8 protein-coding genes are annotated in these 23,256 nt (G+C 70.0%); 6 read left to right on the top strand and 2 right to left on the bottom strand.

Translation table 11 applies throughout. The features are described from left to right. Positions 1 to 179: 179 nt before the first annotated feature. Genes ASC87_RS13990 through ASC87_RS13975 form a run of 4 tightly spaced genes read left to right on the top strand, consistent with a single transcriptional unit; the run spans position 180 to position 15,428 of the window. Positions 180 to 13,124 carry a hybrid non-ribosomal peptide synthetase/type I polyketide synthase gene (locus ASC87_RS13990; RefSeq protein WP_056662716.1) on the top strand — a complete coding sequence of 4,315 codons (12,945 nt, stop codon included), beginning with the start codon at positions 180 to 182 and terminating at the stop codon, positions 13,122 to 13,124. After that, the gene (locus tag ASC87_RS13985) at positions 13,121 to 13,813 is read left to right on the top strand and encodes a 4'-phosphopantetheinyl transferase superfamily protein (protein ID WP_056662713.1); all 693 of its coding nucleotides are present in this window, start codon (positions 13,121 to 13,123) and stop codon (positions 13,811 to 13,813) included. The genes ASC87_RS13990 and ASC87_RS13985 overlap by 4 nt, the downstream gene beginning before the upstream one ends. Continuing rightward, complete coding sequence (locus tag ASC87_RS13980; RefSeq protein WP_056662710.1) at positions 13,810 to 14,613, top strand: serine aminopeptidase domain-containing protein; 804 nt, start codon at positions 13,810 to 13,812, stop codon at positions 14,611 to 14,613. The genes ASC87_RS13985 and ASC87_RS13980 overlap by 4 nt, the downstream gene beginning before the upstream one ends. After that, positions 14,610 to 15,428, top strand: coding sequence for a serine aminopeptidase domain-containing protein (locus ASC87_RS13975; protein ID WP_056662707.1), 819 nt, complete (start codon positions 14,610 to 14,612; stop codon positions 15,426 to 15,428). Before ASC87_RS13980 ends, ASC87_RS13975 begins: the two co-directional genes overlap by 4 nt. A 66-nt stretch (positions 15,429 to 15,494) precedes the next feature. On the opposite strand, the gene ASC87_RS13970 is transcribed toward ASC87_RS13975, so the two are convergent. Both ASC87_RS13970 and ASC87_RS13965 read right to left on the bottom strand, forming a co-directional pair. Next, positions 15,495 to 16,535 carry an SDR family oxidoreductase gene (locus ASC87_RS13970; RefSeq protein ID WP_056662704.1) on the bottom strand — a complete coding sequence of 347 codons (1,041 nt, stop codon included), beginning with the start codon at positions 16,533 to 16,535 and terminating at the stop codon, positions 15,495 to 15,497. Further along, a complete protein-coding gene (locus ASC87_RS13965) occupies positions 16,535 to 17,815 on the bottom strand; it encodes a nucleotide sugar dehydrogenase (RefSeq protein WP_056662702.1) in 1,281 nt (426 codons plus the stop codon). Before ASC87_RS13965 ends, ASC87_RS13970 begins: the two co-directional genes overlap by 1 nt. A gap of 319 nt (positions 17,816 to 18,134) precedes the next feature. Between ASC87_RS13965 and ASC87_RS13960 the strand changes: the two genes are divergently transcribed. Then, positions 18,135 to 19,490, top strand: coding sequence for a hypothetical protein (locus ASC87_RS13960; protein WP_056662700.1), 1,356 nt, complete (start codon positions 18,135 to 18,137; stop codon positions 19,488 to 19,490). A 53-nt stretch (positions 19,491 to 19,543) separates the two neighbouring features. Beyond that, complete coding sequence (locus tag ASC87_RS13955) at positions 19,544 to 20,305, top strand: YdcF family protein (RefSeq protein WP_056662696.1); 762 nt, start codon at positions 19,544 to 19,546, stop codon at positions 20,303 to 20,305. The last annotated feature ends 2,951 nt before the right edge of the window (positions 20,306 to 23,256 follow it).

Here is a 23,256-nt window from a genome sequence, read left to right as displayed (position 1 = left end):
CTCGACATAATCGGAAACAAATCAGAGCCCGTGTGACCCACCAGAGCGCCAGCCACACCCGAGGCGACACGGCACACGTCCAGGGGCCCTCCCATGAATGGGGGCCGCACGGCGTCATCCCGCGGGGTGATTCCGCGCTTACTCCCTCCCTTCAGGATGGCCGCGCGCCACCCCCTGTCATGAACGAACGCCGCCCCACCCTGTCCGATCCGGCCATCCCTGCCCCCCGCGCCCTGCGCGCCGTGCTGCACGACACGGCTGGCCGCGTGCCCGGCGCGCTGGCGCTCGAAACGCCCACGGTGTCGCTCAGCTACGCCGAATTGCTGGCCCGCACGCAGGTGCTGTCGGCCCGCCTGTCGGCCGCCGGTTTCACCCCCGGCGACCGCATCGGCATCGCGGCCACCCGGTCGGTGGACACCATCGTCGCCATCCTCGCCGTGGTGGATGCCGGCCTCGCGTACGTGCCCCTCGACCTGGCGTACCCGGCCGACCGCCTGCACGCCATGCTCGAAGATGCACGGCCTCGCGCGGTGCTCGGCGAAGACAGCGCCCTGGCCGACCTGGCGCGCGTGGCCGGCAGCTTCCCCACGCTGGCCGCGCCCGCACCCGCCTCCGCGCCGGTGCACGCCGCCGAGTCCGACCTCACCTACGTGCTGTTCACGTCAGGCTCCACCGGCCGCCCGAAGGGCGTGGCCATGGGCGCCACCCCGCTCGCCCACCTCACCGACTGGCACGTGGCCCATCCGCGCCTCGGCCAGCCCGCACGCACGCTGCTGTTCGCACCGTTGTCGTTCGACGTGCATTTCCAGGAAATCTTCGCCACGCTCGCCTGCGGCGGCACGCTGGTGATGGTGCCCGAGGCCGTGCGCCGCGACCCGGCGCTGCTGCACCGCGCGCTCGTGGACCACCGCATCGCGCGCATCTTCCTGCCATACGTGGCGCTGCAGATGATCGCCCAGGCCGCCGCCGCCGAGGCCCCCGCGCACCTGGTCGACGTGATCAGCGCCGGCGAGCAGCTGCAAGTCACGCCGGCCATCCGCCGCCTGTTCGAACGGCTGCCCGGCGCCGCCCTGCACAACCACTACGGCCCCACCGAGAGCCACGTGGTCACCGCCTTCGAGCTCGAAGGCGACGCCCGCACGTGGCCCGAGATCCCGCCCATCGGCCGCGCACTGCCGCACGTGGCCCTCGCGCTGCACGACACCGAATCCGGCCAGCCCGCCACCGGCGACACCGGCGAGCTGCTGCTCGGCGGCGACACGCTGGCCCACGGCTACCTCGGCCAGCCCGAGCTCACCGCAGACCGCTTCCGCACCGACGTGCCCGGCATCCCGGGCCGCTGGTACCGCACCGGTGACCTGGTGCGCCGCGATGCCGACGGCGTGTGCACGTACCTGGGCCGCGCCGACCATCAGCTCAAGGTCGATGGTTTCCGCATCGAACCGGGCGAGATCGAACTCGCCCTGATGGCCCACGAGGCCGTGCGCGACGCGGTCGTCACCGCACCCGACATCCCCGGCATCGGCAAGCAGCTGGTGGCCTACCTCGTGCTGAACGCCGGCCAGTCGGCCGATGGCGCGGCCGCGGGCCTGCGCGCGCACCTGCGCGGCCGGCTGCCCGAGTACATGGTGCCGGTGCGGTTCGTCACCCTCGACACCCTGCCCACCACCCCGAGCGGCAAGATCGACCGCCGCGCACTGCCCGTGCCGGCGGTGGCCTCGGCCCGCGCCACCGATCCGTCCGACGTGCCCGCGCTGTGCCGCGCCCTCTGGCAGGACCTGCTCGGCCTCTCCGCCATCGGCGACGACCAGAACCTGTTCGACCTGGGCGCGCGCTCGCTGCTCGTGCTGCGGTTCGTGTCGCAGCTCAAGGATGCAGGCGTGACCCACATCGGCGTGGCCGACGTGTACGACCGCCCCACGCTCGCCGGCCTCACGGTCCGGCGCCAGGCCGGCACCAGCCGCCGCCGCGCGGCCGCGGGCCCCACGGCCGGCATCGCCATCATCGGCATGGCTGCACGCACCCCGGGTGCGTCCGACGTGGACGGTTTCTGGGAAAACCTGCTCGCCGGCCGCGAGGGCATCCGCCACTTCGCCCCGCACGAACTCGACGCCTCGGTGCCGCAAGACCTGCGCAGCCGCCCCAACTTCGTGGCGGCGCGCGGCGTGCTCGACGACGCCGACCGGTTCGACGCGGGCTTCTTTGGCCTGTCGGCCCGCGAAGCCACCGTCATCGATCCGCAGCAGCGCCTGATGCTCGAACTGAGCTGGACGGCGCTCGAACACGCGGCGGTGGACCCATCGCGCGGCGGCCAGCGCATCGGCGTGTACGCCGGCACGGCGAACAACAACTACATCACCGCGCTGCGCCAGGAAGACCCCGACCTCGCCCACCGCTACGGCGACTTCGCCACCATGCTCGCGAGCGAGAAGGACTACGTGGCCACCCGCGTGGCCCACCGCCTGAACCTCAACGGCCCGGCGGTCAGCGTTCACACCGCCTGCTCCACCGGCCTCGTGGCCATTGCCCAGGCCTGGCACGCCCTCGCGGCCGGCCAGTGCGACGTGGCCATCGCCGGCGGCACCACGGTCAACGTGCCACAGCAGAACGGCTACCTGCACGTCGAAGGTGGCATGGAATCGGCCGACGGGCACTGCCGCCCGTTCGACGCCGACGCCACCGGCACCGTGTTCGCGAGCGGCGGCGCGGTGGTGGTGCTCAAGCGCCTCGAAGACGCCCAGGCCGATGGCGACACGGTGTACGCCGTCGTGCGCGGCGTGGGCCTGAACAACGACGGCGGCGACAAGGCCAGCTTCACCGCCCCGAGTGTCACCGGCCAGGCCGAAGCCATCCGCATGGCCCTCGACCACGCGGGCGTGGACGCCCGCAGCATCGGTTACGTCGAGGCCCACGGCACCGGCACGTCGCTCGGCGACCCCATCGAGGTGGCCGCGCTCACCCGCGCCTACCGCGAGGACACCCCCGACGCCGCCTACTGCGGCCTCGGTTCGCTCAAGAGCAACCTCGGCCACATGGTGGCCGCGGCCGGCGCGGCCGGGCTCATCAAGGCCGCGTTGTCGCTTCACCATGGCGTGATCCCCGGCACGCTGCACTACCGCCGCCCGAATCCGCAGATCGACTTCGGCACGTCGCCGTTCCGCGTGATCGCCGAGAACACACCGTGGCCCCGCGATGCCACCACGCCGCGCCGCGCCGCGGTCAGCTCGTTCGGCGTGGGCGGCACCAACGCACACGTCGTGGTCGAGGAAGCCCCGCTGCCGGCGGCCGTCCCCACGGTGGAAGGCGGCCGCTGGGTGCTGCCGCTGTCGGCCCGCGACGCCGACGGCGTGGCGGCCCGTGCCCAGCTGCTGGCCAACCACCTCGAACGCCACCCCGCGCTGCCGTTGTCGGCCGTGGCCGCCACGCTGGTGCGTGGCCGCAAGCCCATGGCCCAGCGCCAGGCCGTCGTGGCCGCCAGCCTCGCCGAGGCCGTGGCCGCCTTGCGTGCGCTGAAGGCATCGGTCACGTCGCTCGCATCGCCGCGTGTGGTGTTCCTGTTCCCCGGCCAGGGGTCCCAGCACCCCGGCATGGCCCGCCACCTGTGCGCCGAGGCGCCCGCGTTCCGCGAACCGTTCGACCGCGCCCTGGCGCTCGCTGAAGCGGCCCTCGGTGTGCCGCTGCGCAGCTGGCTGGTCGATGCCGATCCGGCCGACGAAGCCGTGGCCCGCCAGCTCGCCGAGACACGCCACGCCCAGCCCGCGCTGTTCGCCGTGTCGTACGCCCTGGCCGCCTGGCTCGACAGCCTGGGGCTCGAACCCGATGCCATGATCGGCCACAGCATCGGCGAATATGCCGCGGCGTGCCATGCCGGCGTGATGTCGCTCGAAGATGCCACGGCCGCCGTGCTGGCCCGCGGCCAGGCCATGTTCGCGCAACCGCGTGGCGCCATGCTCGCCGTGCGCACCGACGCCACCACGCTGCAGCCGCTGCTGCCGGCCGGTGTCGAGATCGCCGGCAACAACGCACCCACGCTCACCGTGGTGGCCGGCAGCACCGAGGCCATCGACGCCCTCGCCCCGCTGCTCGAAGCCCGCGACCTGGGCACCACGCGCCTGCGGGTGTCCCACGCCTTCCACAGCGCAACCATGGACGGCGCGCTGCCGCTCGTGAGCCGTGCGCTCGCTGGCGCCCACCTGCAGGCCCCGAAACGCGCGCTCTATTCGTGTGTCAGCGGCGCGCTGCTGACGGCCGACGAGGCCGTGGACCCCGCCTACTGGGCCCGCCAGGTGCGTGCCACGGTGCAGTTCACGCGTGCGGTGTCGGCCGAGCTGGGCCGCACCGGCGACACCGTGTTCGTCGAGGTAGGCCCCGGCCAGGCCCTCACCGCGTTGCTGCGCCAGCACCGCACCGCGGCCGGTGCCGTGCCGCGCCAGGTGGCGCTGCTGGGCCCGGCCAACAACCCCGGTGACCCGGCGGCCTCGGTGCTCGCCGCCGCCGGCGCGCTGTGGGCCCTGGGCGCCCGGGTCAACTGGCCCGTGGCCGCGAACGCCCCGCGCGTGGCACTGCCCGCCTACCCCTTCAAGGACGAACGCCACTGGTTCAAGCGCCAGGCCATGTCCACCCCGAACGACCTCGTGCCCGCAACGGCTGCCGCGTTGCGCACCGAGTCCGCCCCTACCGCTTCATCGATCGTCGCCATGACCCGACTGCCCCGCCTCGAACAGGAACTCCAGCGCATCCTCAGCGATGTCTCGGGGGTGCCCGCCGACGACATTGCCCGCGACAGCACCTTCGTGGACCAGGGGCTCGATTCCCTGTCCCTCACGCAGGCCACGCTCGAACTGGAGCGGGTGTTCGGCGTGAAGCTGCGGTTCCGCCGCCTGCTGGAAGACCTCAACGACATCGGCAAGCTCGCGCGGTTCCTCGACACCGAACTGCCGGCAGATCGCTTTGCCCCGGCACCGCAGGCTGCAGCCCCTGTCGCGGCGGTCGCGGCCGTGGCTGCCCCGGTGGCCACCGCCGCGCCCGTCACCTTCGCCCCGGTGGCCGTGGCCGCCGATGGCAACGCGTTGCACCAGCTGATCCAGCAGCAGATGCAGCTGATGGCCCAGCAGCTGGCCTTGCTGGCCGGGCAACCCGTGTTGCCGGCGCCCGCGGTGCAGGCTGCCGCGCCCGCCTTGCCCGCACCGGTGGCCGCGCCCCAACCGGCCCCGGCCGCCGAGGCCGCCGTGATCGATACCCCGGCACGCCAGTCGCTCGTCGACAAGCCCTTCGGTGCGTCCCCGCGCCTCACGCTCGAGGCCGTGCGCACCTTCACGCCGGCGCAGCAGCAGTGGCTCGACGACTTCATCGTGCGCTACACGGGCCGCTCGGGCCAGTCGAAGACGTTCAGCCAGCAGCACCGCAAGGTGATGGCCGACCCGCGGGTCGTGACCGGTTTCAACCCCCTGTGGAAGGACCTGGTCTACCCCATCGTCGTCGACCGCTCGAACGGCGCCAAGCTGTGGGACATCGACGGCAACGAGTACATCGACCTGCTGTCCGGCTTCGGCGCCAACCTGCTCGGCTACCAGCCGCCGGCCGTGGTGGCCGCCATGCACGAGCAGCTCGACCGTGGCATCGAGGTGGGTCCGCAGCACCCGGTGGCCGCCGAGGTGGCCCAGCTGATCTCCGAGTTCACCGGCATGCAGCGCGTGGCGTTCTGCAACACCGGCTCGGAAGCCGTGATGGGGGCCATGCGCATCGCCCGCACGGTGACCGGCCGCAAGACCATCGCGATCTTCACCAACTCGTACCACGGCATCTTCGACGAAGTGATCGTGCGTGGCACGAAGCAGCTGCGGTCGCTGTCGGCCGCGCCGGGCATCCTGGCCAACGCCGTCGAGAACATCCTCGTGCTCGACTGGAACAGCGAAGACTCGCTGCGGGTGTTGCGTGAGCGCGGGCCGGAGCTGGCCGCCATCATGACGGAGCCCATCCAGAACAAGTACCCCACGCTGCAGCCGCGCGACTTCGTGCGTTCGCTGCGCGAGATCGCCGACGGCGCCGGTTGCGCGCTGATCTTCGACGAAGTGGTCACCGGTTTCCGCGTGGCCCCGGGCGGTGCACAGGAGTTCTATGGCGTGCGCGCCGACATCGCCACCTACGGCAAGATCATCGGCGGCGGGCTGCCGTTCGCGGCCATCGCCGGCGCCGACCGCTGGCTCGATGCACTCGACGGCGGCCATTGGCAATACGGCGACGAGTCGTATCCCGAGGCCGGAGTCACGTACTTCGCCGGCACCTTCGTGCGCCACCCGCTCGCGCTCGCCGCGGCACGTGCCACGCTGCGCCACATCCAGGCCGGCGGCCGCGCGTTCTACCAGAACATCAACGACCGCACGCAGCGCCTGGTCGACCGCCTGAACAACGCGTTCGCCGTGCGCGGTGCGCCGGTGCAGGCCGTGCACTGCGCATCACTGTGGCGCCTCGCCTGGGACGACAACCAGAAGTTCGTCAGCCTCTTCTATTACCTCGTGCGCTTCCACGGGCTGCACCTGTACGAACAGTTCGGCCACTTCGTCACCGAAGCGATGGACGACGCGGTCACCGACCGCATCTTCACGGTCTTCACCGACGCCCTCGACGAACTGATGGCCCTCGGGTTCATCGTGCCGCGCGACGGCGGCCCGGCCCCGAAAGGCCCTGGCGACAAACCCGCCCGTGGTACCGATGCCCCGCTCACCCCGGGCCAGACCGAACGCTGGCTCGCCGGCAGCTTCGACCCGTCCGCCCGCCGCGCGCTGAACGAATCGTTCTGCGTGACGCTTGGCGGCGCCGTGAACCGCCCCGCGTTGAAGCTGGCCCTGCAAGACGTGCTGGGCCGCCATGACGCCTTCCGCGTGCAGTTCGGCCTCGAAGACCCCGTGCAGCACCTGGCCGCGGCCGCGGCTATCCCTGTCGTCGAGGTGGACCTCCGCGCGCAACCCGACGCCGACGCCGCACTCGACACGTTCTGCAGCGAGGCCAGCCTCCGCGACTTCCCCGTGGACCGCGCCCCGCTGGCCGCGGTGAGCCTCGTCGACCTGGCCAACGGGCGCACCGTGGTGCACGTAGTGGCCAGCCACCTCGTGTTCGACGGCTGGGCCTCGAGTGTGTTCAACGCCGAACTCGCCGAGGCATACCGCGCCCGCGCAACCGGCCTCGTGCCGGCGTTCAAGCCCGCCGAATCCCCCCTCGCCTTCGGCACCGAGGAACAGGCCCGCTTCGCCGGGCCCGACGGCCAGGAGGCGCTGGCCTTCTGGACCGAACACCTCCGCGGCGCCCCGGCGCCGTTGTCGTTGGGAGACCGCACGCCCACCGGCGCGCGCACCTTCGCCGCCGACACCGTGCGCGTGCGGCTCGACGGCGACGCCCTCGCCCGACTGCGCGCCCAGGCCAAGCTGCAGTCGGCCACGCTGTTCCAGGTGCTGCTGAGTGCGGTCACCGTGGTGCTGCACCGCCGCAGCGGCCAGGACGACTTCGTGGTCAGCATCCCGTACGCCAGCCAGAGCCTGCAGCGCCGCGGCCCGCTGCTGGCCGACGGCGTGCTCGACCTGCCGCTGCGCCTGCGCTGCGCGCCTTCTGACGACGCCACCTGGGTGCTGCAACGCGTGCGCAGCCACCTGATGGACGCGCTCGAACACCCGGTGATGACGCAGGGCACCGTGGCACGCGCACTCGGCATCCGCAGCGTGGGCAGCCGCCCGCCGCTCACCGGCATCTACTTCAACCTCAACCCGCGGGTGGACCTGTCGGGCTGGGCGCCGTTGCAGGCCACCATGTTCGAAGGCCGCAAGCGCGGTGTGTTGAGCGAGCTGTTCTTCAACTTCTACGAAACCGACGACGCGCTGACCCTCGACCTGCATCACAGCAGCGAGTTCTTCAGCCCGCAACGCGCGCAGGACCTGGTCGACGACCTGATGGACCAGTGCCGCGCATGGGCCACCGCCCTCGTGGGCCCGGCCGGCAGCGCGCCGGTCCGCGCCACGGTGCCGGTGGACCCGCGGCTGCTCGCGTGGAACCGAACCCCCATGCCGCTCGAAGGCCGTGCGCGGCTCGAACGCTGGGTCACGGCCCAGGCCGAGCGAACGCCGGACAGCATCGCCGTGGTCGCCCCCGGCGGCAGCCTCACGTATCGCGCGCTCGATGAGCGCGCGAATCGCTTTGCAAACCTGCTTCGTGCACGGGGTGCAGGCGCCGGTGCACTGGTGGGCGTGTGCCTGGGCCGTGGCCTCCACCTCCTGCCCGCGCTGCTGGGCGTGCTGAAGACGGGTGCCGCCTACGTGCCGCTCGACCCCGGCTTCCCGAAGGAACGCCTGCAGTACATGGCCGAGGACGCCGCGCTGCACACCGTCATCACCGAACGACGCCACGCCGACCTGGCCGGCCTGCAGCGTTCGCAGCAGCTGCGGGTGGACGATGACGCAGCGCTGTTGGACGCGGCACCGGCCACCCCGGTGGCCGCACCCGCCGACGCCCCCGAAAACGCCCCGGCCTACGTCATCTACACGTCGGGCTCCACCGGCAAGCCGAAGGGCGTGGTGCTACCGCAGCAGGCGGTGTGCAACTTCATCGCCAGCATGCAGCGCGAACCCGGCCTGAAGGCCGGCGACCGGCTGCTCGCCGTCACCACGCTGTCGTTCGACATCGCCGTGCTCGAGCTGTTCGTGCCGCTCACCGCCGGCGCCACCGTCGTGCTCGCGCAGCGTGAAGACGCGATGGATGCCGACGCGCTGTCGCAGCTCATCACCGCCGAACGCATCAACGTGATGCAGGCCACGCCCACCACCTGGCACCTGCTGCTCGACGCCGGCTGGCGTGCGCCCGCGGCTTTTCGCGCGCTGTGTGGCGGTGAACCGCTGCCACCGGCCCTGGCCGCGCGCCTGCTGGCCGCGCCGGTCGAACTGTGGAACATGTACGGCCCCACCGAAACCACGGTGTGGTCCACGCTGGCGCGCATCACGGACGCCGCGCAGCGCATCACCATCGGCCGCCCCATTGCCAACACGCAAGTGTGGGTGGTGGATGGCCGCATGAACCCGTGCCCGGTGGGCGTCGAAGGCGAGATCTGCATCGGCGGCACCGGCGTGGCCAATGGCTACTTCAAGCGCCCCGAACTCACCGCCGACCGTTTCGTCGACGACCCGTTCAGCACCGCCCCCGGCGCGCGCCTGTACCGCACGGGCGACCTCGGCCGCTGGGGTGAGGACGGCCAGCTGCACCACCTCGGCCGGCTCGACTTCCAGGTCAAGGTGCGCGGCTACCGCATCGAACTGGGTGAAATCGAGGCCCGCCTCGAGGCGCTGCCCGGTGTGGCCCGCACCGTGGTCGTGGCCCGCGAGGACAGCCCGGGCGACGTGCGCCTGGTCGGTTACCTGGTGGCCGCGCCCGGCACCGCACCCGACCCGGCCGCACTGCGCCAGGCCCTGAAGGCCGGCCTGCCCGACTACATGGTGCCGCAGCACCTGGTGGTGCTCGCCGCGATGCCACTGCTGCCCAACGGCAAAATCGACCGCAAGGGCCTCCCCGCCCCTGGCGGCGCCGCGCCCGTACCCGTGGCTGCCCTCGTGCCCGCGCCGCAACCCGCCGCCGGCGACCTGGTGGCCCAGGTGGCCTCGGCCATGGCCGAGGTGCTCGGCGTGCCATCCGTGGGCCCGGACGATCATTTCTTCGAGCTGGGCGGCCACTCGCTGCAGGCGGCCAAGCTTGCTTCGCGCATCGGTGCGCTGGTGGGCACACGGCCGTCGTTGCGCACCTTGTTCGAGCACGCCACGCCCCGCGGCCTCGCCGCAGCGCTGGGCACCCCGGCAGCCGGTGCCCAGCCCGTGCAGGCCTTGCGCGTGAAGGCCCGGCCCGAACAACGCCTGGCCCCGCTGTCGCTGATGCAGCACCGCCTGTGGTTCCTCGAGAACATGACCCCGGGCACGCCGTTCAACCAGCTGCCTTCGGGCCACCGCCTGAGCGGCCCGCTCGACGTGGCCGCATTCCAGCGCGCGTTCCGGCAGGTGGTGGAACGCCAGGCCGCCCTGCGCACCGTGATCGAACGCACCCCGGAAGGCCCGCGCCAGCGTGTGCTGGACACGGTGACCCCGGTCTGGCCGCCGGTGGAAGACATGCGCGCACTGCCAGCCGCTGAGCGCGACGCCGCGGTGCGCGAGCGCATCCGCGGCCTGACGCTCGTGCCGATGGACCTGGAGCGCGGCCCGCTGTTCCACGTGCACCTGTTCCAGACCGGCGACCTCGAACACGTGTTGTTCTTCATGGTGCACCACCTGGTCTGGGACGGCTCCTCGTTCGACGTGCTGTACCGCGACCTCGCCGCGCTCTACCCAGCCGCGGCTGAAGGCCGTACACCGGCCATCGAGCCGCTCGCGGTCTCGTACGGCGACTACGCCGAATCGCAGCGCGAGTGGATGCAGGGCGAGGAACTGACCCGCCAGGTGGCCAACTGGCGCGAGGTGCTGACCCCGCTGCCCGAATCGCTCGACCTGCCCACTGACCGCGCGCGGCCCGTCGAGATGACGGGCGACGGCCGGTCGTGCCAGGCCCTGCTGCCGCCCGACCTCGTGCTGTCCCTCCAGCAGCTGGCGCGCCGCCAGGGCGTGACCTTGTCCACCGTGATGCTGTCGGCGTATGCGCTGCAACTGCACCGCATGTCCGGCCAGAACGACTTTGCGATCGCCACCCCGGTGCGCGGCCGCGAGCAGGCCGAACTGGAGCCGGTGGCCGGCTTCTTCGTCAACGCGCTGCCGCTGCGCATGCGCCCGCAAGGCACCGTGGGTTTCGACCGCTGGCTGCACCAGGTGCAGGACACCGTGGGCATCGCCTTCGCGAGCCCCGACGTGCCGTTCGAACACCTCGTGCAGGCCCTCGGCGTGGCCCGCGACACCAGCCGGCCCATGGTCGCCCAGGTGCTCTACTCGTACCAGGACGTCCGCGAGCGCCCCGTGCAATGGGGCCCCATCGGCCACAAGCGCTTCGACATCGACCTCCGCGGGTCGAGCCATGACCTGAGCCTGTACTGCGTCGAACTGTCCGCGGGCCTCGAGTGCGCGCTGACCTTCAACACCGACGTGTTCGACGAAGGCACGGTGCACCACTTCCTGCTGCGCCTGGAACACCTGCTCCGCCAGATCGTGGCGGCCCCCGCCACCGCCTTGGCCGATTTCAAGCTGGCCACCCCCGGTGAACAAGCCGCCATCGACGCGTGGAACGCCACCGCAGCGCCGTTCGACCTCGACACCACCGTGCACGCCCGCATCGCCGCAGCGGCCGCGGCACACGCGCACTCGGTGGCCATCACCCAACCGGGCTTCGGCAGCATCTCCCACGGTGAACTCGACGTCCGCGCGAACCGCCTTGCGCACCTGCTGCGCAGCCGCGGTGTCGGCCGTGGCGACCTCGTGGGCCTGTGCATCGACCGCGGCGTCGACATGGTGGTGACGCAGCTCGCCATCCTGAAGGCGGGGGCGGCCTACGTGCCGCTCGATCCGGCCTACCCGGCCGACCGCCTGGCCTACATGGCCGAGGACGCCAAGCTCGCCTTGCTGGTCACCGAATCGGCCCTGGTGCAGTCGATCGACTGGCCGCGCGCACGCTCGGTGCTCGTCGACATCGACGCCATGGCCATCACCGGCCAGCCGGAGACCGAACCGGTCGCCGACCCGGAACGTGACGCCCGCCCCACCGATGCCGCGTACGTGATCTACACGTCCGGCTCCACCGGCAAGCCCAAGGGCGTGATGGTGCCGCACCGCGCCGTCGTGAACTTCCTCGACAGCATGGCCCGCGAGCCGGGCCTCACGGCCAGCGACCGCCTGGTGGCCGTCACCACGCTCAGCTTCGACATCGCGGTGCTCGAGCTGCTGCTGCCGCTGGCCGTGGGCGCCGAGGTGGTGCTCGCGTCGCGCGACACCGCGCTCGACAGCCAGGCGCTGCGCGCCCTCGTCGAATCCACCGGCGCCACCGTGATGCAGGCCACGCCATCCACGTGGCGCATGCTGATCGAATCGGGTTGGCAAGGCACACCCACGTTCAAGGCGCTGATCGGGGGCGAGGGGCTGCCCGCCGACCTGGCCGACCAGTTGATCGCCCGCACCGGCGCGCTGTGGAACATGTACGGCCCCACCGAAACCACGGTGTGGTCCACCTGCTGCCAGGTCACGTCCACCGAACGCGGCATCTCGATCGGCCGCCCCATCGCGAACACGCAGGTGCACATCCTCGATGACCGGCTGCAACCCGTGCCGCTGGGCATTCCGGGTGAACTGTGGATCGGCGGTGACGGTGTCACCCTCGGCTACCTGCATCGCCCGGAACTGACGGCCGAACGGTTCGTCGACGATCCGTTCCGCCCGGGTGCCACGATGTACCGCACCGGCGACCGCGGCCGCTGGCGCCACGACGGCCAGCTCGAACACCTGGGCCGCCTCGACTTCCAGGTCAAGGTGCGTGGCTACCGCATCGAACTCGGCGAGATCGAAAGCAACCTCGCCACCCACCCGCAAGTGGCCCGCTCGCTCGTGATCGTGCGCGAAGACCAGCCAGGCGACGTGCGCCTCGTGGCCTACGTGGTGGCCCGCGGCGAGGCACCCGCGGCCGACGCGCTCCGCGAGCACCTGCGGGCCGGCCTGCCCGAGTACATGCTGCCCCAGCACGTCGTGTTCCTCGACGCCATCCCCCTGCTGCCCAATGGCAAGACCAACCGGCATGCGCTGCCGGCTCCGGCCGCCCAGGTGGGCGGCACGGCCGACCGCGCCATCGTGGCCCCGCGCAACGAAGCGGAGTCGGTGGTTGTCGACATCTGGAAGTCGCTGCTCGGGGTGCAGCACATCAGCATCACCGACAACTTCTTCGACCTGGGCGGCCACTCGCTGCTTGCGATGCGTGCGGTGATCGAATTGGAGAAGCGCCTGGGCGTGCGGCTCAATGTTCGCCGCTTGATCTTCGAGACCCTGACCCAGATCGCGAGCAGCGCCACGCCGGCCGAACCCGAATTGGCCACGGCGGGCGCGCCCGCCGCGACGCCGGCCACGCCGGTACGGGCGTCCGAGCCGAAGGGCCTGTGGGGCCGCCTGATGGGCGCGTTCCGAAGCGGCTCATGAGGCGCTACCTGGCGCACGACACGGCCCCCTTGCAACTCTGGTGGACCGACCTCGACACGATGCCGCCGCCCCCGGGCGCCGAGGCCACGCTTTCCGCGGATGAACGCGCGCGCGCCGCCCGGTTCGTGCGCGAGGTGCACCGCCGCCGCTTCACCGCGGCGCACGTGGCGCTGCGCGAGCTGCTCGCGCAGCACACCGGCCGGGCGGCCGCCGAACTGCAGTTCACCGGCGGCCCCTTCGGCAAACCCGCGCTGCGCGGGCAGCCAACCTGCGCGTTCAACATGAGCCACAGCGACGAACTGGCCGTCTACGCCGTCGCCGCCCACGGTGACATCGGCGTCGACGTGGAACGGCTGCGCGAGATGCCCGACACCGACATGCTCGCCCGGCACAACTTCACCCCGGCAGAACAGGACCAACTGGGCCGGGCACCCGCATCCGCCCGGGCGCTCACGTTCCTCTACGGCTGGACCCGCAAGGAGGCCTGCCTGAAGGCCATCGGCTGCGGGCTCCAGGTGGACCCGTACACGTTCGAGGTGGGGCTGGGCCCCGACCGCCGCGACGTCTCGGTGGTGTCCCCCGACGGCCCGGTCATGGTCGAAGTAGAGTCCTTTTGCGATGGCGACCGTGCCGTTGTCTCGTGGGCCCGCGTGAAACCCGCGTTGCCCGAACCCACGCATTCCGCATGACACCCTTTCGTTTCGGTCCGCCCCAACGCCAGCTCTACGGCATCCACCACCCCGCCATGCCGGGGCGTGCCCAGCGCGCTGGCGTGCTGTTGTGCAACCCGTTCGGCCAGGAGGCAGTGCGCACCCACCGCATGTTCCGCGTGCTGGCCGACCGGCTCGCCCGTGCCGGCGTGCACGTGCTGCGCTTCGATTACCACGGCACCGGCGACTCGTCGGGCGACGACACCGACGGCCACCTGGAAGCATGGCGCGACGACGTGCTGCTCGCCCACCAGGAACTGCACCGCCGGGCGGCGGGGGCCACCATCACGTGGGTGGGCGCGCGCCTGGGAGCCACCCTCGCCGCCCTCGCGGCAAGGCAGTCGCCCGACCTCGCCGAACACCTCGTGCTGTGGGAACCGGTCGCCGACGGGACGGCCTACCTGGCCGCGATGGCGGAACACCACCGGCACGCCCTCGCCATGAGTTTTGGCGTGGTGCCGCCCGTGCACCAGCACGTGCCCAGCCACGAGGCCATGGGGTTCGGCATGAGCGACACACTGATCGCCCAGTTCCGCCAGCTGTCGCCGGCCAGCCTCGCGGGGCTGCGCGCGCGCCGCGCCACGCTGATCGCCCCCGCGCATGACCGCGATACCATCCTCATTGCCGAGGCGTTCCGCGCCCAGGGCACCCCGGTCGAGCAAGTGGCTTTCGCCCACGGCTTCGACTGGGCTTCCGAGGAAGCCTTGAACACAGCCCTCGTGCCCCACGAAGCCGTCACCCTGCTGGCCGAACGGGCCGCGCCCGCCGCACAACCATGAACGAAATCCCCGTCGTCTTCGGCGCCGAACGCCACCTCGTCGGCACGCTGACGCTGCCCACCGAAGGCACCCCGGCCAAGGCCGCCTTCGTGTTGATGAACGCCGGCGTGGTGCACCGCATCGGGCCGCACCGCATCAACGTGAAGCTCGCCCGCCACCTCGCGCGGCTCGGTTTCGCGAGCCTTCGGTTCGACCTGTCCGGGCAGGGTGACAGCCGGGTGCCCGTGTCCGCCCTCGACTTCGCCCAGCAGGCCGTCGCCGACATCCGGGCCGCGATGGACCACGTGGCCCGCACGGCCGACGTGCACCGCTTCGTGATCGCCGGCATTTGCTCGGGCGCAGACAACGGCTGGAACACCGCGCAGGCCGACCCGCGGGTCGTGGGCCTGTGCATGCTCGACGGTTACGCCTATCCCACGCCCAAGACCCGGTGGATGCGCTATCGCCTGCGCGCGCGCGGCCCCATCTTGAGCGCAGTGTTGCCGTGGCTGCGCCGCAAGGTCGCGGCGTTTCGGATGCCCAAGGAAGACCAGGTGCAAGCGGACGGTGGCCGCACGCCGCCCAGCCACGCGGACTACGCCCGAACCATGCAGTCACTGGTGGACCGGGGTGTCGAGGTGTGCGTGGTGTATTCGGGCAGCATGCTGCCGCAGTACAACTACGTGGACCAGTACCGCGAGGCGTTCGCGGGCCACGGGTTTGCCACCCGTGTGCGCAGCGAGTACCAGCCCACCATCGATCACACGGTGACACCGCTGAGCGCGCAGCGCCAGTTGCTCGACCTCGTGGGCGACTGGGCGCGCACGCTCAAGTAGGCGCCAAGACCGCCTCACTCGCGTGGGTGCCCGCGGGTGCCGGCTCCCGCGGCACCCGTGACAAGGTCAGCCGGCGCGGCGCACCGCGTCTTGCACGTACCAGGTCACGGCCTGTTTCAGGCCGGCATGCACGTCGTGGGTGGGTGCATAGCCCAGCAGGCGCGAGGCCTTGCCCACGTCGGCCAGCGAGTGGCGCACATCGCCTGCACGGAAGTCCTGGTACACCGGCGCGGCCACCTTCAGTTCGGGCCGTTCCGTGGCCAACGCCTCGACCAGCGCCGCATGCAACTGGTTCAGCGTGGTGCGGTCGCCCACGGCCACGTTGTAGACCTGGTTGGACGCGTCCGGGTTGTCGGTGATGCCTGCACGCAGGTTGGCCTGCACCACGTTGCGGATGAAGCAGAAGTCACGCGAGGTTTCGCCGTCGCCGTTGATCAGGCAAGGTTCGCCCTTCAGCATGGACGCCACCCACTTCGGGATCACTGCGGCGTAGGCGCCGAACGGGTCCTGGCGCGGGCCGAACACGTTGAAGTAGCGCAGCCCCACCGACGACAGCCCGTAGGTGCGGCCGAACACGTCGGCGTACAGCTCGTTCAGGTACTTGGTGACCGCATACGGCGACAGCGGGCGGCCGATGACGTCCTCGACCTTCGGCAGCGTAGGGGAGTCTCCGTAGGTGGAACTGGAGGCTGCGTACACGAAGCGCTTGACACCCGCGTCCTTCGCCCCCGTCAGCATGTTCAGGAAACCGGTGGCGTTGGCCCGGTGGGTGGTGAGCGGGTCCTTGATGGACCTCGGCACCGACCCGAGTGCCGCCTGGTGCAGCACCACGTCGATGCCCTCGCACGCCTGGCGTGCGGTGTCGGCATCGGCGATGTCACCCTGGATGAAGCGGTGGCGCGCCCACGCGGCCTCGCCCACCAGCTCGCGCACCTGGTCGAGGTTGTGCTGGTGGCCGGTGGCGAAGTTGTCGAGGCTGGTGACGTGCTGGCCCGCGCGCAGCAGGTTCTCCAGCAGGTGCGAACCGATGAAACCGGCGCTGCCCGTGACGAGCCAGCGGCGTGGCGCGGCCTCGACCTGCGCGAGGATGTTGTCGAACGCGTCCATCACAGGCGCCACACGTTGATGCCGCGGGCACGGAACGCGGCCGCGTCGGCCTGGGCCTTCACGTCCACATACAGGCCGCCCGGGGCCAGCTTCTCGACGTAGGCGTCTACGCCGTGTGCCTTGAGCTCCTTGTGCGACACGGCCGCCACGATGGCGTTGGAACGCGGCAAGTGTTCCCACGACACGAGGTTCACGCCGTACTCGTGCTTGGCTTCCTCGGCCGAAGCCACCGGGTCGTGCACGTGCACCGTGACGCCGTAGCTTTCGAGTTCGCGGATCACGTCGATGACCTTCGAGTTGCGCAGGTCCGGGCAGTCTTCCTTGAAGGTAAGGCCCAGCACCGACACGTGCGCACCCTTGACCTGGAAGCCCGCCTGGATCAGGTTCTTGATGGTCTGCTCGGCCACGTACTTGCCCATGCCGTCGTTGATGCGGCGGCCGGCCAGGATCACCTGCGGGTGGTACCCCATGCGCTCGGCCTTGTGCGTCAGGTAGTACGGATCGACGCCGATGCAGTGGCCGCCCACCAGGCCCGGACGGAACGGCAGGAAGTTCCATTTCGTGCCGGCGGCTTCGAGCACGTCGAGCGTGTCGATGCCGATGCGGTGGAAGATCAGCGACAGTTCGTTGACGAGGGCGATGTTCAGGTCGCGCTGGGTGTTTTCGATCACCTTGGCGGCTTCGGCCACCTTGATGCTGGCGGCCTTGTAGACGCCGGCGGTGATCACGCTGCCGTAGATCTCGGCCACGCGGGCCAGCGTCTCGGGGGTGTCACCCGACACCACCTTCGTGATGGTGGTCAGCGTATGGAGCTTGTCGCCCGGGTTGATCCGTTCAGGCGAGTAGCCGACGAAAAAGTCCTTCTGCCACTTGAGGCCCGACTCTTTTTCGAGGATGGGAATGCACACCTCTTCGGTGGCACCGGGGTACACCGTGGATTCGAACACCACGGTGGCGCCCGGCTTCAGGTTGCGGCCCACCGACGTGCTCGAACCCACCRGCGGCGAGAAGTCGGGGTTGTGGGCGTCGTCCACCGGCGTGGGCACGGCCACGATGATGAAGTCGGCTTCCTTCAGCGCGGCCGGGTCGGTGGTGGGAAACAGCTGCGTGGCCGCCTTCAGGTTGTCGGTGCTCACCTCGCCGGTGGGGTCCACATGGCGACGGTAGGCCTCGATCTTCGCCACCGACAAATCGAAGCCGATGGTCTTGTATTTCTTGCCGAATTCAACGGCCAGCGGGAGGCCGACGTAGCCCAGTCCGACGATTGCGATGGTGGTCATGGTTTTCTTTTCATCAACAGAATGGGGTTCGAACATCGGGCCCCGGAGGTGCACGGCGCGACCCCGTCGTGTCGGGATCTTCGGTTCAGCTCGGTTGGCACGTCATGCAGCACCGGCCTGGACGCGCATCGTAAGCGCTCCGACGCCGGGCGTTGGGATATTCCCTGATCCCGCCTCGGCAGCCCATCCCTGACTCACGGGGTCGATCCCGATGGCGCGACCCCCACCCGGAGGATAGGTCAACGCGCCGCCCCATGTTAAAAAGCCCGGCTCCCCCACGATCCACGGGCTGCCTGCCTGCGGCGCCCAGGAGCCCACCATGACCACCGGCTTGCCATCGAACCGTTTCGCACCCTGGCGCGGCACCCGCCGTGCCTTGGGCCTGCTGATCGTACTGGCCGCGGGGTCGTCCGGCGCCGCGCCCCCCATCCGCGCCACGCCATCCCTGGACCCGTCGATTGCACAACAGTGCGAGCGCGTGTACACCCCGTCGTGGCGCCCGGCCCCCGGCCTGGTCAATGTCCCGGTGCCGGCCGACGAACGCCCACCGAAGGGCCTGCCGGTGTTCGACGCCGCGCACCGCACCTGCTTGGTCCGGGTCACCGACCATGACGCCGAATTGCGCAGCGGTTTCGCCCGCAACGAGTATTCGCGGCGGCAGGCGTTCAACGCCGACGACTCGCGGCTGATCGTCGTGTCCCAGGATGGCTACTGGCACCTCTACGCCACGGCCGACCTGCGGTACCTGGGCAAGTTGAATGGCCCGGCGGGCGACGCGGAACCGCAATGGCACCCCACCGACCCCGCCGTGCTGCGCTACCTGCCCAACAACGGCATCGGCATGACGCTGAACGAAGTCAACGTGGAGACGGGGCAGACCCACGTCGTCGCGGACCTGTCGCAGCGTGTGCGCGCCGTGTGGCCCACGGCCCAAGCGCTATGGACCCGTTCGGAAGGTTCGCCGTCGCGTGACCAGCGCTACTGGGCCTTCCAGGTCGACGACGCCAAGTGGGGTGGCCTCGGCCTCGTGAGCTACGACCTCAAGGAAGACCGCATCGTCGCCACCTACGACTTCGCACGCAACCGGAAGCTCCGGCCCGACCACGTGAGCATGAGCCCCTCGGGCCAATACATCGTGGTGTCGTGGCTCGATGCCGTCACCTCCTTCCGGGCCGACTTCTCCGAACCGCGCGTGATCCAGAAGAAGAGCGAACACTCCGACCTGGCCATCGGGGCGGATGGCGACGACGTCTACGTCGCCGTCGACTACGAGGCCCGCGGCGGCCCACTGTTCAGCGTGAACCTGCGCACCGGCAAGCGCACCGACCTCCTCAAGACGTACATCGACGGCACGGCCACCGCGCTGCACATCTCCGGCAAGGCCTTTGCGCGCCCGGGTTGGGTGTTGGTGTCCACGTATGCCGACTACGGCAAGGCCGGGCAGCAGTGGCTGCACCGCAAGCTGTTCGCGATGTCGCTCGACGCCGAACCACGCATCCTCGAACTGGCCCACCACCACAGTACGTACGCCGAATACTTCACCGAGCCGCAAGCCACGGTCAACCGCAACCTGACGCGCGTGCTGTTCAGCTCGAACTGGGGCACCCGCAGCAAGACCGACGTCGACACCTTCATGGTCGTCGTGCCCGACCGCGCGTATTCGCTGGCGCGCTGACCCGGCGCGGCACGCCGCCCCCCACCGAATCGTTCCGCCCGGCCTCCCTCCCGTTGATCCAATACCTGACCCCCTCGCCGCTGCTCGCGCTCGCGCTCCTCGCCTTGTTCACCGTGTCGGCATGGCGGCAACCCCGCTCTGCGGGCCTGGCCAGGTTCCGTCACGTGCTGGTGGCCCTGACCTTCTGGGCATGGCTGTGCTGCACGCCGGCCATCACGAACACCTTCGTGACCGCCATCGAGGGACCACCTCGTGCCGCCGATGTCCCGTCCACGGCCCTTCGCGCCGCCAACACGACGATCGTGGTCCTCGGCAGCGGAGAGATGTGGACGCCGGGGCGGCAGGCCGCACCGCGGCTCGACGAAAACGGCTGGGAGCGCCTGCACGAAGGCGTGCGCCTGTGGCGACGCACGGATGGCACGCTGATCTTCACGGGCGGGCCGGGCGGGAGTGACCAACCCACGCTCGCCGGGCAAATGGCCACCGTGGCACATGAGCTGGGTGTGCCGGCCGCGCAGGTGGCGGTGGCGGTGGGGTCGCGCACCACCTATGAAGACCTCGTCGCAGCCAAGCCGCTGATCACGGGCAACGGCCCCGTGTGGCTCGTGACCAGCGCGGTCCACATGCCACGTGCGCTGGCCGTCGCCCGGCAGCTCGGCATCGATGCCCGACCGTACCCGGTCGACTATCGGCAGATCCGCCAGGTCACATGGCGCGCGTGGATTCCTGACAATGCCGCCGCCGATCGCATGAACGCCGTGCTGCACGAATGCATCGGACGCCTCTGGTACCGGTGGCAGGGTTGGGCGCACTGACCGCCCTTCGCACCGCCCAGAAAAAAGGCCCCGCGATGCGGGGCCTTTGWGCGTCAGGAGGGGCGGCAAGCGCCCGTTCCGTGTCGGCTTCTTACTTCACGGCGTCAGCCGGGATTTCGATCATGTAGGCATCGACGTCCGTGTCCGAGCTGCTGTCTCGTGGCGGGCTGGAAACGNGCGTCAGGAGGGGCGGCAAGCGCCCGTTCCGTGTCGGCTTCTTACTTCACGGCGTCAGCCGGGATTTCGATCATGTAGGCATCGACGTCCGTGTCCGAGCTGCTGTTCCAGTTCGACGTGAACATCACCTTCGTGAAGTCACGGTTCACCGTGGCGTGCGGCTCCGTCCAGTAGCCGTTCTCGACAGCGTGGTGGTGGCCCAGGTTGTAGATCTTCGGCGAAGCCTTCAGCTGGACTGCAAAGATCTTCTTGTGCAGCCACTGCTTGCCACCGTAGTCACCGTAGGTCGACAGAACCACCCANCCAGGTTGTAGATCTTCGGCGAAGCCTTCAGCTGGACTGCAAAGATCTTCTTGTGCAGCCACTGCTTGCCACCGTAGTCACCGTAGGTCGACAGAACCACCCAGCCCGGCTTGTTGAAGCCCTTGCCCGAGATGTGCAGCGCCGTGGCCGAACCCGACACGTAGGTCTGGAACAGCGCGGTGCGCTCGCCGGTGCGCAGGTTCATCATGAACACGTCGCCCTTGTCCGACTGGTAGTCCACCGACACGTACACGTCGTCGCCGTTGGCGTCGATGGCCAGGTCCGAGTGCTCGGACTTCTGCAGCAGCTTGCGGCTGGAGCTGAAGTCACGGGCATACGCCACCGTGCCGNCGTCGTCGCCGTTGGCGTCGATGGCCAGGTCCGAGTGCTCGGACTTCTGCAGCAGCTTGCGGCTGGAGCTGAAGTCACGGGCATACGCCACCGTGCCGCGGGCRCCGTCACCCGACACCACGCAGTAGTTGCCGCTCGGGCTCATGCTCACGTGGTCAGGACGTTCGCCGTTCGTGTTCATCGAACCCAGGATCGTGTTCGTGTCGCGGTCCCAGGTGAACACACCCACGCTGCCCCATGCCGCGTTGTCGACCATGAAGCACCNCTCATGCTCACGTGGTCAGGACGTTCGCCGTTCGTGTTCATCGAACCCAGGATCGTGTTCGTGTCGCGGTCCCAGGTGAACACACCCACGCTGCCCCATGCCGCGTTGTCGACCATGAAGCACCAGTAGCGACCATCCTTCGACGGYGAACCTTCGGACTTCGTCCAGGCGGCGTTGGCATCAGACCACTTGGCCTTCAGGCGCGCCGAGAAGTCACCCAGCGTGCGGGTCACGCCCGTGGAGACCGTCAGCTCGTTGAGCTTCATGCCCACGCCGTTGGTCGGGATGTAGTACAGCACRTCCGGGTTGGACGAGCTCCATTGCGGCTCGGCATCGCCGGCCGGGCCGGACAGCGCCTTCAGGCGGTTGCGGGTCTTCGCGTCATACAGCTGCCACGAGCCGTTCAGNTCCGGGTTGGACGAGCTCCATTGCGGCTCGGCATCGCCGGCCGGGCCGGACAGCGCCTTCAGGCGGTTGCGGGTCTTCGCGTCATACAGCTGCCACGAGCCGTTCAGYGCGTASACGATGTACTTGGAGCTGTCCGAGTTGAACGCTTGGCGGCGTGCATAGTCGTTGCGGGTGAAGCCCGACACGCCATCCGCCGTGTGGTCCGTGGAGCGCACGACGCAGGTCTTGTAGGTCGGGTCGGTGAACGACACGCCCTTGGCAGGCTTGGCCACGCTCGGCACGGCGTCGGTGGTCAGCGTGCTCGACAGGGCGAACGTGCTGGCGTAGAAGGTCGAGCAGGCAGGGCTCAGGGCAGCGGCGGGTGCCGGGGCCGGGGCCGGTGCAGGCGCGGGGGCCGGGGCCGGGGCCGGGGCCGGGGCCGGGGCCGGRGCCGGRGCMGGTGCGGGAGCCGGAGCSGGRGCCGGAGCCGGAGCCGGGGTCGAAGCAACCGTGATGGTCTTGGTGATGCGGGTCTTGTTGCCGGCGGCGTCGAACGCGGCCACGGCAATCACGTTGTCACCCGGCAGCACGGCGATGTTCTCGATCGCCCAGGAAGCCGACTTCGATTGGCCGCTCAGGCTGGCTGCACCCATGGCACCCGTGCGGGCGTTGGACCAGCGAACCGACATGACGGCAACGTTGTCGCCCGTCAGGCCCGTCAGCGAGTGCGACTTGTTGACCGTGCGCCAGCCGCCACCGGTGATGCTGATCGTGGGGAACGTGGTGTCGGCTGCGACTGCGTTGGAAACACCAGCGGTGCCGGCAGTGATGGCCAATGCGGCAACGCTGTTGAAAACAGCGGTCAGGGCGAATTTATTACCGAGGTTCATTTCAACTCCGTCGATTCAATTGATTGACAAATGACCATCGAGACCAACGGGCCACGGGTCGAGCGGGAAGTGCTTACGGGAGGAACCGACGGGATCGGTGAGACGCAGAGCGTGGATCGCAAGGCACCGGCTTCAGATGCTTGCCAGACGGGCGTCTGGGCGTTGAGAGCATCTGCGGCATGGACTGCACAGACCGAAGGTTAGGGGCCCTGGCCTCCCCCTCCGTAACGAGACGCCGAAGCTGTAACAACGGCGTTTGGAGGTCGAGAGAGCAACAACCGGCGGTTCTTCTCTGGGTGTTAACCCTCGAAAAGTTCGCGTTCGAGGTCGCCGCAGGGGTGACGTGTCCATGCAACACGCGTGGCGTTTTTGCCCGCCAATGCTTGCTTTCCGGGGGGAAGGCACCCCCTGCTCGCGGGCTCACCCGGGTGTTCGGCCCGACAAGCACCGCGCACCCCCTCAAACGCGGGGGTGCGCAAACTGAATGGCACTCGTATAGTCCGCCGCCAATTTTTTGCTACAGATCCGTTACCAATGGACGCATTCGAGTGGGTCCAGGCGACCGGAATGGGCGCAAT

The organism is Rhizobacter sp. Root1221, from assembly GCF_001425785.1.
Lineage (GTDB): Bacteria > Pseudomonadota > Gammaproteobacteria > Burkholderiales > Burkholderiaceae_C > Rhizobacter.
The sequence above is the reverse complement of the archived record's forward strand: the minus strand, read 5'-3'. Positions and strand labels throughout refer to the sequence as shown.

Coding starts and splice junctions, on each gene's coding strand:
- ASC87_RS13970 (WP_056662704.1), bottom strand. CDS start 16,535: ATGGACGCGTTCGACAACATCCTCGCGCAGGTCGAGGCCGCGCCACGC.
- ASC87_RS13975 (WP_056662707.1), top strand. CDS start 14,610: ATGAACGAAATCCCCGTCGTCTTCGGCGCCGAACGCCACCTCGTCGGC.
- ASC87_RS13990 (WP_056662716.1), top strand. CDS start 180: ATGAACGAACGCCGCCCCACCCTGTCCGATCCGGCCATCCCTGCCCCC.
- ASC87_RS13985 (WP_056662713.1), top strand. CDS start 13,121: ATGAGGCGCTACCTGGCGCACGACACGGCCCCCTTGCAACTCTGGTGG.
- ASC87_RS13980 (WP_056662710.1), top strand. CDS start 13,810: ATGACACCCTTTCGTTTCGGTCCGCCCCAACGCCAGCTCTACGGCATC.
- ASC87_RS13960 (WP_056662700.1), top strand. CDS start 18,135: ATGACCACCGGCTTGCCATCGAACCGTTTCGCACCCTGGCGCGGCACC.